Consider the following 14,885-nt stretch of genomic DNA (forward strand, 5'->3'; position numbering starts at 1 on the left):
TCGAGATTCCCAAAACCTCAAGCACAAGACTCCACCATGTTTACTGGCATTGTCGCGGCGGTCGGCCGCATTGAATCCGTGACCCCGCTCGGCGCCGCCGCCGACGCCGGCGTGCGCCTGCACATCGCGGCGGGCGGGCTGGACCTGTCGGATGTCATCATCGGCGACAGCATCGCCATCCAGGGCGCCTGCATGACCGTCATCGCGATGGCGCCCGACGCCTTCGACGTCGAGGTCTCGCGCGAATCGCTGGACAAGACCGTGGGGCTCGACCGCGCCGGCCGCGTCAACCTCGAAAAGGCGCTGCGCCTGGCCGACCGGCTCGGCGGCCACCTGGTGTCAGGGCACGTCGACGGCCTGGGCGAAGTGGTGCATTTCGCCCCGGTGGGCGAGTCGCACGAGTTGCGCATCCGCGCCCCGCGCGAGCTGGCGCGCTACCTCGCCTACAAGGGCTCGGTGGTGGTCAACGGCGTGTCGCTGACCGTCAACCGCGTCACCGATGAAGCCGACGGCTGCGTGTTCTCGATCAACCTGATCCCGCACACCGTCGAAGTGACCACGCTGCAGGAGCTCAAGCCGGGCGCGCGTGTGAACCTGGAGATCGACCTGATCGCCCGCTACGTGGAACGGATGCTGTCGAGCACGCAGGCTCCCGCGCAAGACGCACGCTAGCGGCCCTCGTCGGGCACGTTGTAGGCCTGGCGCAACTGGTCGGTGAAGGGCCGCAGCGCTTCGACGCACGCGGCGCTGTCGCCGCCTTCCATGGTCGACAGGCTCCAGTTGCAGCCGCTGGCATCCGGGGCGTGCCAGACAATATCGCCAAAGCAGGCGCCCTCGCACGCGGGCACCTTCGCCTGCTCTGCCCTGACCATCGCACGCAGTTCGGCCTTGTTCTTGATCTGTCTCGGCATGGCTGTCTCCCTGAATGATGCAAACCTGCGGAGGCGCGCGGACCGGGCCCGACCCGCGCAGTCCGGCGAACACTTCAGTTTCGCCACTGGTGCAGCTTACGCTACCGCCCCTTGCTACGGGCAAGTTTTCTTGCCGCAGGGCCTATGTTGTAAGTGAACTGGGATGGACGGCGTGGTACGCCTAGAATGAAAGGGCTGTGCCGATGCCGGGTCTGGGCCGCGGCGCACCCCCGCCGCATCCCCGCATTGCGGCTTTCCCCTCGCCTACGCCTTATCGGACGCTGCCGCCTGGCGATCGCGTCCTGCTCACTGGCGTTTCCATACATCCGCCACGCCGCGCAACCGCGCGGTGGCCGCGGCGCCGGCCTGCGCCCGGCGACCAGGAGGACCTCGCATGCCCGAGCCTGCTTCCCGAATGACTTACCGCTGGATTCCGGCGATGCCGCGGCTGCAGCCGCCGCGCCATGCCGCCCGTGCGCCGCATCAGATGGGCCTGCTGCGGCTCAGTTCGACGCCGCTGCGGCGCGCCGTCACGCTGCTGATCGACTGGGATCGCGCCGTCGGCGACGGCTGGCCGCGCCTGCAGCCGCCGTCATCGCCGTTGTTCAGGCGCTTCAGGCCGTTCAAGCGCCCCGCCGCGCGGCGCTATGCCGGCTTTCCGTGGTGCCATGGCCGGTCCGGCTGAAGCGCAGCGTACCGCCATCCCGCCCTCCATCGCGCGTCGCGCACGCGCCAATCAAACCGGAACCAGCATGGACGAAAGCTTCTTCTATCAGCACTGCCACGTTGTCGTAACCTTGGCCGAGGTGACCTTCGGCAAATGGGAATGGTCGTATGCGCTGGATGCGCACGCCAGGTTCAACCGGCCCAACGCCGGCTTCGCCACCCGCGAACTCGCGCTGGCTGACGCCACGCGCGCGGCCCGCACCCGCATCGCCAGGACTTCGCGCCTGCGCATCCCTGCCGCCGCGGATTGGACGCCGCTGGCCGAAGCCGCGTAAGGCAACATTCCGGCAGGCGCCTACGACGAGGCGCCGCAGCCGCCGCCCGACTGGCCCCGCGCCTCTCCCCGGGTCCCCCCTTCCCCGCCCGCCACGCCAGTCGGCGCACTTTCCGCTGCCGCTGCCTCCCGCGTTGGCTGCCTTGGCGTACAATAGCCGGCTTGACTGGGCAGCCTGCCGGGCGTATATGGCCCCGCCGGCCTGGCCCGAAGCCCCGCCTCAGTCCGGCCGCTTTCCACCGCGGCCATGGTTCCTGCCACAGCCATTCGCCTGATTTCCGCCCCAACCTGCCGTTCTGCACGCCATGACAATCGCCCGTACCGAAGACATCATTGCCGACATTCGCGCCGGCCGCATGGTCATCCTTGTCGACGAGGAAGACCGCGAGAATGAGGGCGACCTGGTCCTGGCTGCCGATTTCGTCACGCCGGAGGCGATCAACTTCATGGCCAAGCATGGCCGCGGCCTGATCTGCCTGACGCTGACCGCCGAGCGCTGCCGCCAGCTCGACCTGCATCCGATGGTGAGCCGCAACGGCACCCAGCACGGCACCAACTTCACCGTGTCGATCGAAGCGGCCGAGGGCGTGACCACCGGCATTTCCGCCGCGGACCGCGCCCGCACCGTTCAGGCCGCCGTCGCCCGCGACGCCAAGCCGGCCGACCTGGTCCAGCCCGGCCATATCTTCCCGCTGACGGCGCAGCCCGGCGGCGTGCTGATCCGCGCCGGCCATACCGAGGCCGGCTGCGACCTGGGCGCGCTGGCCGGCCTGACGCCGGCGGCCGTGATCTGCGAGATCATGAAGGACGACGGCACCATGGCGCGCCTGCCTGACCTGATCGAGTTCGCACAGGAGCACGACCTGAAGATCGGCACCATCGCCGATCTGATCCACTACCGCAGCCGCACCGAGAGCATTATCGAGCGCGTCGGCGAGCGCGCCATGCAAACCCCGTACGGAACCTTCCACAGCATCGCCTACCGCGACAAGCCGACCGGCCAGGCGCACCTGGCGCTGGTCAAGGGCACGCCCACGCCGGAACAGGAAACGCTGGTGCGCGTGCACGAGCCGTTCTCGGTGCTGGACCTGCTGGAAGTGAAATGCACGACGCACTCGTGGAGCATCCCGGCGGCGATGCAGGCGATTGCCGAGGCCGACAAGGGCGTGATCGTGCTGCTGAACTGCGGCGACACCGTCGAGCAGCTGTTCACGCAGTTCAGCGCGCTCGACGCCCCGCAGTCGCGGCCGCGCCGCAAGCCCGACCTGCGCACCTATGGCATGGGCGCGCAGATCCTGAAGGATGTCGGCGTCGGCAAGATGCGTGTACTGGCCGCCAGGCAGCGCATGCCCAGCATGACCGGCTTCGACCTGGAAGTGACCGGCTACCAGCCGATGAGCGGCCAGGCCGACTGAGCCGGCCCCAGGACCAAGCCATCCCCAATACCCGGGCCGCGGCGCCTGCCGCCGCGGCCCTCCCGAAAACTGGAGAACTGAACAATGGATCACGGCTTCTACCCCAGCAACCTCGACGGTGAAGGCCTGCGTATCGGCATCGTGCAGGCGCGCTTCAACGAGCCGGTCTGCGCCGAGCTGCTCGAGGCCTGCGTGGCCGAGCTGGAACAGCTCGGCGTCGAGGGCGAGGACACCCTGGTGGTAACCGTCCCCGGCGCGCTGGAAGTCCCGCTGGCACTGCAGAAGATGTGCGAGAGCGGCCAGTTCGACGCGCTGGTCGCGCTGGGCGCCGTGGTGCGCGGCGAGACCTATCACTTCGAGCTGGTCTCGAACGAGTCGGGCGCCGGCATCACCCGCGTCGGGCTGGACTTCAACGTGCCGATCGCCAACGGCATCCTGACCGTCGACACCGACGAGCAGGCCCATGCCCGCACCCGCGAAAAGGGCCGCGACTGCGCCCGCGCCGCGGTGGAGATGGCCAACCTGGTGGCGGCGCTCGATTCGCTGCGCGGCCAGGAAGACGAAGACGAGGACGACGATGAGTGATACGTCGAATACGCCGGACAACGACGCCGGCAAGACCGCCGGCGGCAAGCCAGCCGCGGCACGGACCGAAGCCAAGGCGCCGCCCAAGAGCGCGCGCCGCCGCTCGCGCGAGCTGGCCCTGCAGGGCCTGTACCAGTGGCTGCTGAACCGCAACGATATCGGCGCGATCCAGGCCCACCTGCATGACGCCCAGGGCTTCAACAAGGCCGACCGCGAGCACTTCGACGCGCTGCTCAATGGCGCCGTGCGCGAAGAGGCCCGCCTGACCGCCGCGTTCGAGCCGTTCCTGGACCGTTCCGTCGACGAGCTGTCGCCGGTCGAGCGCGCCGCGCTGCTGGTCGGCAGCTATGAGCTGGTGCACTGCCTCGACATCCCGTACAAGGTGGTCATCAACGAAGCGGTCGAGCTGACCAAGACCTTTGGCGGCGTCGAGGGCTACAAGTACGTCAACGGCGTGCTGGACAAGCTTGCCGCCCAGGTGCGCGCCGCCGAGGTGGCCGCGCGCCGCTGAGCGCCGCTGAGCGCCGCTGGGCACCCCTGCCGCGGCCATGCCGTGCCGTCGCGCTGGCCCTGGCGCCAGCGGCGATGAAGACGACACCCGCCGCGGCGGGTGTTTTCATTCCGTCTATCCCTTTGCTGAACGGGCCCTGCCCGCCCCGGAACACCATGGACTTGCAGCACCTGGCCACCGCCTCCCGCCTCGCCAACATCGACGCCTTCCATGTGATGGAACTGGCCAAGCAAGCCGCCGCGCTGGAGCGCGCCGGCCGCCATATCGTGCACATGGGCATCGGCGAGCCGGACTTCACCGCCGCCGAGCCGGTGGTGCGCGCGGCCGAAGCGGCCATGCGCCGCGGCGTCACGCAGTACACCGGCGCGCTCGGCATCCATCCGCTGCGCGAGGCCATCGCCGGCTACTACAAGACTGCCTACGGCCTGGACCTCCCGGCGCGGCGCGTGATCGTCACCGCCGGCGCGTCCGGCGCGCTGCTTCTGGCGTGCGCGGTGCTGGTCGAGATCGGCGCCGAAGTGCTGATGCCGGACCCCAGCTACCCGTGCAACCGCCACTTCGTCGCCGCCTTCGACGGCGTCGCCCGCATGATCCCGAGCGGCCCGGCCGAGCGCTTCCAGCTGACCGCCGCGCAGGTCGAGGCCAACTGGGGCGAGCAGACCCGGGGCGTGCTGCTGGCCTCGCCGTCCAACCCGACCGGGACCTCGATCCTGCCTGACGAACTCGCCCGGATCCTGCAGGCGGTGCGTGCGCGCAACGGCTTTGCCATCCTCGACGAGATCTACCAGGGCCTGTCCTACGATGCCCCGCCGGTTTCGGCGCTGAGCCTGGACCCCAACGTGGTCACGGTGAACAGCTTCTCGAAGTACTTCAACATGACCGGCTGGCGCCTGGGTTGGCTGGTGGTGCCGGAGGCACTGGTCGAGGCCTTCGAGAAGGTCGCGCAGAACCTGTTCATCTGCGCGTCGGCGGTGGCGCAGTACGCTGCGCTCGCGTGCTTCACGCCCGAGGCGCTGGCCATCTACGACGAGCGCAAGGCCGAATTCCGCCGCCGCCGCGACCTGATCGTGCCGGCGCTGGAGTCGCTGGGCCTGCGCGTGCCGGTGCGCCCCGACGGCGCCTTCTATGTGTATGCGGACTGCCGCGGCGTCAACCACCCGGCCGCCGGCGACGCCGACCGCCTGACGCAGGCCATGCTGCACGACGCAGGCGTGGTGATGGTGCCGGGGCAGGACTTCGGCCCGCATACGGCCCGCGACTATATCCGGATCTCGTACGCGACCTCGCGCGAGAATATCGAAGAGGCGATGGCACGGCTGGGAAGGCTGTTCCGCTGACCGCACCTGGCGGCTGCGCGGCAGGCAAAAGAAAAGCACCCCGCGGGGTGCTTTTCTTTTGGGCGATGCCGGAGCCAGACTCAGGCGTTATGCGGCCCGTTGTTGGCTTCCAGCTTCTCGGTCGGTGCGTGCTCGACCGGCGCCTTGTCCTCGGCGGCCGGCTTGTCGGCATTGGCGGGCGCGCTGCGCACGCCGATCAGCTGGCGCAGGCGGGCCCGCTCGGCCAGCACCTTGGCGCCGTAGCCGCCGTCGGTGGCCGTGGTGGCGCCGACGTAGTACTTCAGGCCGCCCTCGAGCGAGCCGGCGCGGGCGATGCAGTCCTTCAGCACCAGCGCGCCGATCTTGATGTTGGCGTACGGGTTCAGGGCCGCGGACACGCCGCCGACGGCTTCGTACTTGTCCTGGTGGACCTTGGTCATGACCTGCATCAGGCCCTGCGCGCCCACGCCGCTTTCGGCGTACGGGTTGAAGCTGGACTCGATCGCGATCACGCCCAGGATCAGCAGCGGATCGATGCCGACCTCGCGCCCGGTCAGGTAGGCCGCCTTGACCAGCTGCGCGGTGGCCTGGGCCGCCACGCGGTACTTGCGGGCGATATAGTCCGCCACGGCGGCCTGCTCGCGCGCGGTGCCCAGCGTGGCGCCGGTGCTGCGAGCGTCCATCGCCACGCGCGTCACCGGAATCCGCGCGGCCAGGTGCGCGACCGACGGCACCTTGGTATTGGCCGCCAGGCTCCATTCGTCGACGCCAGACACGGTCGGCAGGCCAAGCTTGCCGCCGCGGCCGGTGCCATAGCCGAACTTGGCCGCCGCGACGTCCGCCGTGCTGGGCGGGACGGCGCTGGATACGGCCGGGCTGTGCGCAGCGCCGGGGGCAGTGCCGGCATGCGCGGGCGCGGCCACGGCGGCGCTCACCAGCACCGCTGGCGCTTCGTCACCGGCCAGCAAGGCGGCCAGCGTGGTGCGCCATTCCTGGCTCACCGACAGCGACACCGCCGAAACCACCGCCACCACGCCCAGGCTGTTCAGGGCGTACTTCAGTGTCGTGCGGCCACCGCGCAAGGCACGGCCCGCGACCGGATGCGCGAGACGGACCTGCAATGCCCGACTCACTCCGGGTACCGGCTGTCGGAGGCGAACCTGCAAGGCTCGCCCGATGCCGGGAAGATGAAGGGTTTTCCAACCGCTCATGCTTACCTCCATCCGTTGCCCGCTTCGCGTGCCCGACTGCGGCATGCGCCCGATCTCAACGTACTCAAGTAAGGATGCCGCGCCGTCTAGCAGTGACGACCAAGCACCTGTTGGCAGGGCGCTCCCCATGCGCCCAACTTGGAAACAGGCCACGCCCTGGGGGAGCGCTACCTGCCACGACTTAACTCTCTACACTCCGGCAAGTCGCCGGAGGCGACCGGTCACCCGCCATGCGCGGGTCTATGACATCGGTCCTTGCTGGAGGGACTTTCTGGCACGTTCTTTTGATGTGCACCCCTTGACACAGGGGGAAAATCCATGTTGCGACGCAACACTCCATGGAGCAGACCGGATTGTAGGAACGGTGTTATATCCCGTCAAGAATAATAAATCGGAAATTCACTACTTCCAGTTATTTGTAACAAGGTGGTTTTGGTCAGCCCGGCATCACTCGGACCCCCGCAAACGCAGGCGTGGCCTTGGCTCGTCGCGTTCCGGCCCGCCCCGGGGCGGACAAAAAACTTACAATTTCCGGGGCACCGGCTGGACGATTTTTTTGCCGCCGCCCCGAGGAATGTGTATTGTCACCGACCTGACTGCCGCCTCCCTGGATCCGGTGCGGGATGCCGCACCACAACAGAATTCACCATGCAATACAAAGACTTGCGCGATTTCATCGGCCAGCTCGAAGGGCTCGGCGAGTTGCGGCGCATCGCCCGGCCGGTGTCGCCCAACCTGGAGATGACCGAAATCTGCGATCGCCTGCTGCGTGCCGAAGGCCCGGCGGTGCTGTTCGAGCAGCCCTCGGGCGCCTCCCTTGGCGACATCTATAGCGTGCCGGTACTGGCCAATCTGTTCGGCACGACACGCAGAGTCGCATTTGGCATGGGCGCCGAATCGATGGAAGACCTGCGCGACATCGGCCGGGTCCTGTCGGCGCTGAAGGAGCCGGAGCCGCCGCGCGGGCTGCGCGAGGCCGGCAAGCTGTTCACGCTGGCCAAGTCCGTGTGGGACATGGCACCGAAGCGCGTCAGCAGCCCGGCGTGCCAGGAGGTGGTCTGGGAAGGCAACGATGTCGACCTGGCGCGCCTGCCGATCCAGACCTGCTGGCCCGGCGACGCCGCGCCGCTGATCACCTGGGGCCTGGTGGTGACCAAGGGCCCGCACAAGAAGCGCCAGAACCTGGGCATCTACCGCCAGCAGGTGATCGGCCGCAACCAGGTCATCATGCGCTGGCTGGCGCACCGCGGCGGCGCGCTCGACTTCCGCGAACATGCGTTGGCCAACCCCGGCAAACCCTTCCCGATCGCGGTGGCGCTGGGCGCCGACCCGGCCACCATCCTGGGTGCGGTGACGCCGGTGCCCGATACGCTGTCCGAATACCAGTTCGCCGGCCTGCTGCGCGGCAGCCGCACCGCGCTGGCGGGCTGCCTGACGCCGACGCTGTCCGAGCTGAGCGTGCCGGCGTCGGCCGAGATCGTGCTCGAAGGCCATATCCAGCCCGATCCCAACCACCCGTCCGGATACCAGCACGCGCTCGAAGGCCCGTTCGGCGACCACACCGGCTACTACAACGAGCAGGACTGGTTCCCGGTCTTCACCATCGACCGCATCACCATGCGGCGCGACCCGATCTACCACTCCACCTACACCGGCAAGCCGCCCGACGAGCCGGCCGTGCTGGGCGTGGCGCTGAACGAGGTGTTCGTGCCGCTGCTGCAGAAGCAGTTCCCGGAAATCACGGACTTCTACCTGCCGCCCGAGGGCTGCAGCTACCGCATGGCGCTGGTGCGGATGAAGAAGCAGTACGCCGGCCATGCCAAGCGCGTGATGTTCGGCGTGTGGAGCTTCCTGCGGCAGTTCATGTATACGAAGTTCATCGTGGTGGTCGACGACGATGTTGACGTGCGCGACTGGAAGGAAGTGATCTGGGCCATCACCACCCGCGTCGACCCCATCCGCGACACGGTGCTGGTCGACAACACCCCGATCGACTACCTCGACTTCGCCTCGCCGGTGTCTGGCCTGGGCTCCAAGATGGGCATCGACGCCACCGACAAGTGGCCAGGCGAAACCACGCGCGAATGGGGCACGCCGATCGCCATGGATGCGGCGGTCAAGGCGAAGGTCGACACCTTGTGGGAAACGCTGTTCGATCGTCCCGCCGGTCGGTGATCGCAGCCGGCACGCGCCTGCAGCGATCCGCCGTTATCATGTCACGCTGATACCGGGCGCCTGCGAGAGGCGCCCGCGGCCAACCATCGCGCCATCCGATGCCCGCTGCAGACGGGCCCAAGGAGGAGACATGAGCACCGCCGCCCCGCTTGCCGAAGGCAACCTGATGTGGACGCCGTCCGAGGCGTTCCGCGACCGCAGCCAGATCGCGCAGTTCATGCGCTGGCTGCGCACCGAACGCGGCCTGGCCTTCGATGACTACGACAGCCTGTGGCAGTGGTCCGTCACCGAGCTGGAAGCCTTCTGGGACGCCGTGCGCGCCTACTTCGACGTGCGTTTCGACACCCCGGCCAGGCAAGTGCTTGACCGGCGCGTGATGCCGGGCGCGCGCTGGTTCGAAGGGGCCACGCTGAACTACGTGCAGCAGGTCTTCCGCCATGCCGGCAGCGGCAGCGCGCGCCAGCGCACCGCCATCCGCCATGCCGGCGAGGCGCAGCCGCTGGCCGATATCAGCTGGCACGCGCTCGAGGCGCAGGTCGCCTCGCTGGCGCATGCGCTGCGCCAGATGGGCGTGCAGCGCGGCGACCGAGTCGCCGGCTACCTGCCCAATATCCCTGCCACCGTGGTCGCCTTCCTGGCCACCGCCAGCCTGGGCGCGGTCTGGTCCGGCTGCGCGCCCGACATGGGCCAGGTGGCGGTGGTCGACCGCTTCCGCCAGATCGCGCCCAGGGTGCTGATCGCCGTCGACGGCTACCGCTACGGCGGCAAGGCCTACGACCGCGCGCCGGTGCTGGCCGAGCTGGTCGCCGCCCTGCCCTCGCTGACCGACCTGGTGCTGGTGCCGCAAACCGGCAGCGGCGCCGCGGCGCCCGCCGGCGTGCGCGTGCACGCCTGGCAGGACGTGCTGGCGCACGACGTGCCGCTGGCGATCGAGCCGTTGCCGTTCGACCATCCTCTGTGGATCGTCTATTCGTCCGGCACCACCGGCATGCCCAAGCCGATCGTGCACGGCCATGGCGGCATCGTCATCGAGCAGCTCAAGCTGATGGCATTCCACAACAACCTGGGGCCGGACGACGTGTTCCACTGGTACAGCAGCAGCGGCTGGATCATGTGGAACGCGCAGGTGGCCGGGCTGCTGCTCGGCACCACCATCGCGCTCTACGACGGCAACCCGGCCTGGCCCGACGCCGGCGTGCTGTGGCGCTTCGTCGACGATGCCGGCGTGACCCTGTTCGGCGCCGGCGCGGCGTTCTTCACCAACTGCATGAAGGCCGGCATCGAGCCGGCACGCATCGCCGACGTGTCGCGGCTGCGCGGACTGGGCTCGACCGGCTCGCCGCTGCCGGTCGAGGCCTACGACTGGATCTACCGCCATGTGCGCGAAGACATCTGGCTGGTGCCGATGTCGGGCGGCACCGACTTCGCCGGCTCGTTCGTCGCCGGCTGCCCGCTGCTGCCGGTCTATTCCGGCGAGATGCAGTGCCGCTGCCTCGGCGCCAAGGTGGAAGCCTTCGATGACAATGGTCAGCCGCTGGTCGACGCGGTCGGCGAGCTGGTCTGCACCGAGCCGATGCCGTCGATGCCGCTCTACCTGTGGGGCGACACCGATGGCAAGCGCTACCGCGACAGCTACTTCGACACCTATCCCCTCGCCTGGCGGCATGGCGACTGGATCAAGATCACCAAGCGCGGCGGCGCGGTGATCTACGGGCGATCGGACGCCACCATCAACCGCCACGGCATCCGCATGGGCACCAGCGAGCTGTACCGCGTGGTCGAAGACCTGCCCGAGGTGATGGACAGCATGGTGGTCGACCTCGAATACCTGGGCCGCGAATCGTATATGCCGCTGTTCGTGGTGCTGCGCGAAGGCGTGGTGCTCGACGACGCGCTGCGCGACACCCTGCGCGCGCGCATCCGCAGCGCGCTGTCGTCGCGCCACGTGCCCAACGAGATCGTGCAGGCGCCGGGCGTGCCGCGCACGCTGTCGGGCAAGAAGATGGAGGTGCCGATCAAGAAGCTGCTGCTGGGCCATGCGCCGCAAGGCATCGCCAATCGCGACGCCATGGCCAACCCCGACACGCTCGACTGGTACTTCGACTACGCCGCGCGCTTCCTCCAGGCACGCCAGGCCGAGTCGGCCACCACCTGAGCGCCACCATATCGTCCAGGCCATGCACAACCTGCCAACCGAAGACTTCCAGGGCCAGCCGCTGGTGCGGATCGGCCAGGCCGATTCCTACCTGCTGCTGGCGCCGCAATACGGCGCGCGGCTGGTCCGCTGGGTCCACCGCGGGCAAGACCTGCTGTACTGGCCCGACGCCGCCGACTGGAGCCGCCCGGCCAAGATCCGGGGCGGCAACCCGCTGCTGTTCCCGTTTATCGGCCGGCATTTTGTCGACGGCAGTCCCGGACAGTGGCGTGACCAACACGGGACGGTGCATACCCTCTCGCAGCATGGCTTTGCGCGCGACCTGCCCTTCGAGGTCAGCGCCATCGACACGCACACCGCCATCACAATGACGCTGCGCGACAGCGAGGCGACGCGCACCGGCTATCCGTTTGCCTTCGCCTTCGATGTGGTCTACGCCTTGCTGCCCGACGGGCTGGAAGTGACGCTTCGCACCGCCAACACCGGCACGCAACGCCTGCCGTGTTATGCCGGCCACCACTTCTATTTCGCCCTGCCCCACGCGCAGCGCGCCGCGGCGTCGCTGACGCTACCGACCACGGAGCGCATGCGCCAGCTGCCGGATGGCAGCCCCGGACCGGGCGAGCCCGGCGAGTTGACGTACCCGCTGGACGACCCCCGGCTGCAGGACACTTTCCACGTCTTCCGCGGCAGCCCCGCGGCGGAACTGGCCATGCCCGGCCGCCGTATCCGGTTCGAGCTCGACCTGCCCGGCAATGCGCCGTGGCATGCCGTGACCACGTGGTCCGAGACCGAGACCTCAGACTTTTACTGCGTGGAACCATGGGTGGGCCTGCCCGACGCCATCCACCACGGCCATGGTTTGCGCTGGATAGAGCCCGGCCAGGCAGAAAGCGCGGTGTGCCGGCTGCGCGTTTCCGGTTGATGCAAAGCGGCGCTGCTCAATGCTCGAAATCCAGCCCGCCGATCAGGATCTGCGGGTCGGCCTGCGACAGCGAGCGGAAATCGATCCCACGCGGCTCCTGCCACGCCCGTAGCTTGGACGGCAGCGCCGCCAGGTAGCCGGCAAAGCGCGCCTCGCCGCCTGCGGCAAACAGCCGCTGCACCTCCAGCCCATCCCACGCCAGCGTGATATCGAGCGCATACGGATGGCGCCGCAGCTCCGGCGGGCCCTCTGCGGTCATGCGCAGGCGCGGCGGCATCCCGGGGCCATCGGCGGGCAGCGGCTGGAGTTGCAGGCGCCGGTGCTGCTGGCCGATCGCGTCGGCGATGCGCGGCAGGCATTCGGCTTCGAAGCGGGCGAAGAAGTCGGTGGTCAAGGTGGGGGGTGTCCTGACGTTGCGGGAGGGATGACGGCGCACCTGACCGTGCGCCATCGTGCCCAGCCACTATACGCCGGCCTTCACCCCGCGCGGTACACGCGAAAACCCAGCCCCGGCGACAGGACCTCGGTTTGCCCTTCGCGCAGTGTCACCGGCTGCAGGCTGCCATTGGCCATCGACTCCGCGGCGAACTCGGCAATATTGCGCAGGCGCGCCGCCGGGACGCCCAACGCGGCCAGGCGCGGCTCCAGGTCGGCCGCGGCCCCCGCCGCCACGGCGCCCGCGATGGCCCGCTTGAGCGCCGCCGGATCGATCGAGCGCACAAAGGCCGGCAAGGCGGCCGCGTCCAGCGGGGTGTCGAACAAGGCCGGATCATTGGCCAGCTCGCTCAGGCCGAGCGCGTCGAGCAGCGCCAGCAACTGCTTCGGCGTGTTCGCACCAATTGCCAGCCAGCCGTCGCGGGTGCGGAAGAAATCCGCCGACGGGCTGCCCGAATAGCCCTGGTTGCCTTGCCGTACCGGCACGCCGCCGGTGGTCATGGCATCGCATGCCATCGGATACATCAGTTGCAGCCCGGCCGTGGCCATCGACACATCGAGCAGCATGCCGTGCCCGGTGCGCTCGCGCTCGCGCACGCCGGCCACGATGGCCAAGGCAGCCAGCATGCCGGTGGCGGCGTCGATCACCGGGAAGCCGGTCTTCATCGGCGGGTCGCCCTCGGTCCCGCCCATCCATGCCATGCCGGTGGCTGCCTGTACCACGTGGTCATAGGCCGGCCGGCCGTGCCACTGCGCCGCCCCGCGGCCAAAGCCGGAGATGCTGCAATAGACCACGCGCGGGTTACGCATTCGCACCGCCTCGTAGCCCAGCCCGAAGCGCTCCAGCACGCCCGGCCGCAGGTTGTCGACGAACACGTCGCAACGGCTGGCCAGATCCAGCGCATGCGCGCGGCCGCCTTCGTCGGCCAGGTCGAGCGCAAGCGACGACTTGCCGGCATTGAGCGCGACAAAGGCCGCATGCCCCTTGCCCGCGCGGCGCATCACGTCGCCGCCGCCCGCGTTCTCGACCTTGGTCACCTCCGCGCCCAGCTGAGACAGCAGGAAGGTGGCAAACGGCCCGGCGATCACGTGCGAGAAATCCAGCACGCGGATGCCGGCCAGCGGCGCGAAGTCCGCTTGTGTGGTGAGGCTCATGGCGATGTCTACTCCTTGGTGATGCGGTTCTTGTCGATGACCTGGCGCAGGCGCACGGTCTCGTCGGCCACGAGCCGGGAAAACGCTTCCGGCGCAGGAGTCGGCGCCAGCACGGCGCCCATGTCGGCATAGGTCCGGCGCAGGCCAGGATCCTCCAGCGCCTGCACCACCGCCGCATGCAGCCGCGCCGTGGTCGCTGCGGGCAGCCGCGGCGGCGCCCAGATACCGCTCCAGGCATCGAGGTCGAGGTCTTTGCGGCCGAGGGCCTCGTTCAACGTGGGCACCTGCGGCAACACCGCGGCGCGGCTGGCCGAGGTCACTGCCAACGCCCGCACTTTGCCGCTGGCAAGCTGCGGCATCGCCGTGGCCGCGACCGGGAAGCCGAACTGGGTATCGCCCTTGATCAGCGACGGCACGATCTCGACCGAGCCCTTGTACGGCACGTGCACCACGTCGATGCCCGTCGCCGACGCGAACGCCGCGCCCGATACATGCGCCGCCGAGCCGATCCCGCCCGAGGCGTAGTTCAGCGTGCCGGGTGCGCGCCGTGCCGCGGCGGCAAGATCGGCCACGCTCCGGTATGGCGAGCCGGCGCTGACCACCAGCACCGACGGACTGACGCCGACGCGGATGATGTGGGTGAACGCCATCGGGTCGAACTTCGCGCCGGGCTGCAGCAACTTCTGCGCGACATGGGTGGAAGCGCCCAGCATCAGCGTGTAGCCATCGGCCGGCTGCTGCGCGACGAATTCGGCGGCGAGGATGCCGCCGGCACCGACCTTGTTTTCGACCACGACCGGTTGGCCCAGCACGTGCGCCAGCCGCTCGGCCAGCTTGCGGGTCTGGATGTCCGGCCCGCCGCCGGCGGCGTAGGGCACCACCAGCCGAATCGGCCGGCTCGGATAGGGGTGGGCAGCGTACGCGGCGGCCGGCATTGCCAGCAGTGATTTCAGCAGCAGGCGGCGCCCGGGATTGGCCTCCATTGCAGTCTCCTTCATGGTTTGCCCCGATTGTCCCGGGAGGAGGCCATTCAAAACAATTATCCAGTTTTGATAACGCCATCACGTTTTGCTATGACGCGCGCGACCCCG

15 protein-coding genes are annotated in these 14,885 nt (G+C 68.9%); 10 read left to right on the forward strand and 5 right to left on the reverse strand.

Going from position 1 to position 14,885, the window contains the following annotated elements; translation table 11 throughout:
• Positions 1-36: 36 nt before the first annotated feature.
• Positions 37-672: a riboflavin synthase gene (locus ACEI37_RS22955; RefSeq protein ID WP_373378286.1), complete on the forward strand. Its 636-nt coding sequence runs from the start codon at positions 37-39 to the stop codon at positions 670-672.
• Here the strand turns inward: ACEI37_RS22955 and ACEI37_RS22960 are convergent.
• Entirely contained in the window at positions 669-911 is a 243-nt protein-coding gene (locus ACEI37_RS22960; protein ID WP_115704284.1) for a hypothetical protein, read from the reverse strand. The genes ACEI37_RS22955 and ACEI37_RS22960 overlap by 4 nt on opposite strands.
• Before the next feature lie 394 nt (positions 912-1,305).
• Between ACEI37_RS22960 and ACEI37_RS22965 the strand changes: the two genes are divergently transcribed.
• From ACEI37_RS22965 to ACEI37_RS22990, 6 genes are all read left to right on the forward strand, one after another.
• A complete protein-coding gene (locus tag ACEI37_RS22965; RefSeq protein ID WP_373378287.1) occupies positions 1,306-1,596 on the forward strand; it encodes a hypothetical protein in 291 nt (96 codons plus the stop codon).
• Between the two features lie 67 nt (positions 1,597-1,663).
• Entirely contained in the window at positions 1,664-1,912 is a 249-nt protein-coding gene (locus tag ACEI37_RS22970; protein ID WP_373378288.1) for a hypothetical protein, read from the forward strand.
• 304 nt (positions 1,913-2,216) lie between these two features.
• Positions 2,217-3,326: a bifunctional 3,4-dihydroxy-2-butanone-4-phosphate synthase/GTP cyclohydrolase II gene (ribBA, locus tag ACEI37_RS22975; RefSeq protein WP_373378289.1), complete on the forward strand. Its 1,110-nt coding sequence runs from the start codon at positions 2,217-2,219 to the stop codon at positions 3,324-3,326.
• Between the two features lie 84 nt (positions 3,327-3,410).
• Positions 3,411-3,911: a 6,7-dimethyl-8-ribityllumazine synthase gene (ribH, locus tag ACEI37_RS22980; RefSeq protein WP_012353576.1), complete on the forward strand. Its 501-nt coding sequence runs from the start codon at positions 3,411-3,413 to the stop codon at positions 3,909-3,911.
• On the forward strand, positions 3,904-4,422 hold the full coding sequence (gene nusB, locus ACEI37_RS22985; protein ID WP_373378290.1) for a transcription antitermination factor NusB: 519 nt from the start codon (positions 3,904-3,906) through the stop codon (positions 4,420-4,422). The genes ribH and nusB overlap by 8 nt, the downstream gene beginning before the upstream one ends.
• 155 nt (positions 4,423-4,577) lie before the next feature.
• On the forward strand, positions 4,578-5,759 hold the full coding sequence (locus ACEI37_RS22990; protein ID WP_373378291.1) for a pyridoxal phosphate-dependent aminotransferase: 1,182 nt from the start codon (positions 4,578-4,580) through the stop codon (positions 5,757-5,759).
• Between the two features lie 80 nt (positions 5,760-5,839).
• Here the strand turns inward: ACEI37_RS22990 and ACEI37_RS22995 are convergent, their stop codons facing one another.
• Positions 5,840-6,949, reverse strand: coding sequence for a transglycosylase SLT domain-containing protein (locus tag ACEI37_RS22995; protein ID WP_373378292.1), 1,110 nt, complete (start codon positions 6,947-6,949; stop codon positions 5,840-5,842).
• A gap of 648 nt (positions 6,950-7,597) precedes the next feature.
• Here ACEI37_RS22995 and ubiD point away from each other — a divergent pair.
• From ubiD to ACEI37_RS23010, 3 genes are all read left to right on the forward strand, one after another.
• A complete protein-coding gene (gene ubiD, locus ACEI37_RS23000; protein WP_373378293.1) occupies positions 7,598-9,124 on the forward strand; it encodes a 4-hydroxy-3-polyprenylbenzoate decarboxylase in 1,527 nt (508 codons plus the stop codon).
• 130 nt (positions 9,125-9,254) lie between these two features.
• The gene (locus ACEI37_RS23005) at positions 9,255-11,279 is read left to right on the forward strand and encodes an acetoacetate--CoA ligase (RefSeq protein WP_373378294.1); all 2,025 of its coding nucleotides are present in this window, start codon (positions 9,255-9,257) and stop codon (positions 11,277-11,279) included.
• Between the two features lie 22 nt (positions 11,280-11,301).
• A complete protein-coding gene (locus tag ACEI37_RS23010; protein ID WP_373378295.1) occupies positions 11,302-12,204 on the forward strand; it encodes an aldose epimerase in 903 nt (300 codons plus the stop codon).
• 16 nt (positions 12,205-12,220) lie between these two features.
• On the opposite strand, the gene ACEI37_RS23015 is transcribed toward ACEI37_RS23010, so the two are convergent.
• The 3 genes from ACEI37_RS23015 to ACEI37_RS23025 all read right to left on the reverse strand — a co-directional run bounded on the left by ACEI37_RS23015 (position 12,221) and on the right by ACEI37_RS23025 (position 14,777).
• A complete protein-coding gene (locus ACEI37_RS23015) occupies positions 12,221-12,598 on the reverse strand; it encodes a DUF5594 family protein (RefSeq protein ID WP_373378296.1) in 378 nt (125 codons plus the stop codon).
• 83 nt (positions 12,599-12,681) lie between these two features.
• Complete coding sequence (locus tag ACEI37_RS23020; protein WP_373378297.1) at positions 12,682-13,794, reverse strand: CoA transferase; 1,113 nt, start codon at positions 13,792-13,794, stop codon at positions 12,682-12,684.
• Between the two features lie 8 nt (positions 13,795-13,802).
• Positions 13,803-14,777 (reverse strand): tripartite tricarboxylate transporter substrate-binding protein, encoded by a 975-nt coding sequence (locus ACEI37_RS23025; protein ID WP_373378298.1) that lies wholly within the window; start codon positions 14,775-14,777, stop codon positions 13,803-13,805.
• Positions 14,778-14,885: the final 108 nt, after the last annotated feature.

The organism is Cupriavidus nantongensis, assembly GCF_041726985.1.
In the GTDB taxonomy this organism is placed as follows: Bacteria; Pseudomonadota; Gammaproteobacteria; order Burkholderiales; family Burkholderiaceae; genus Cupriavidus; species Cupriavidus nantongensis_A.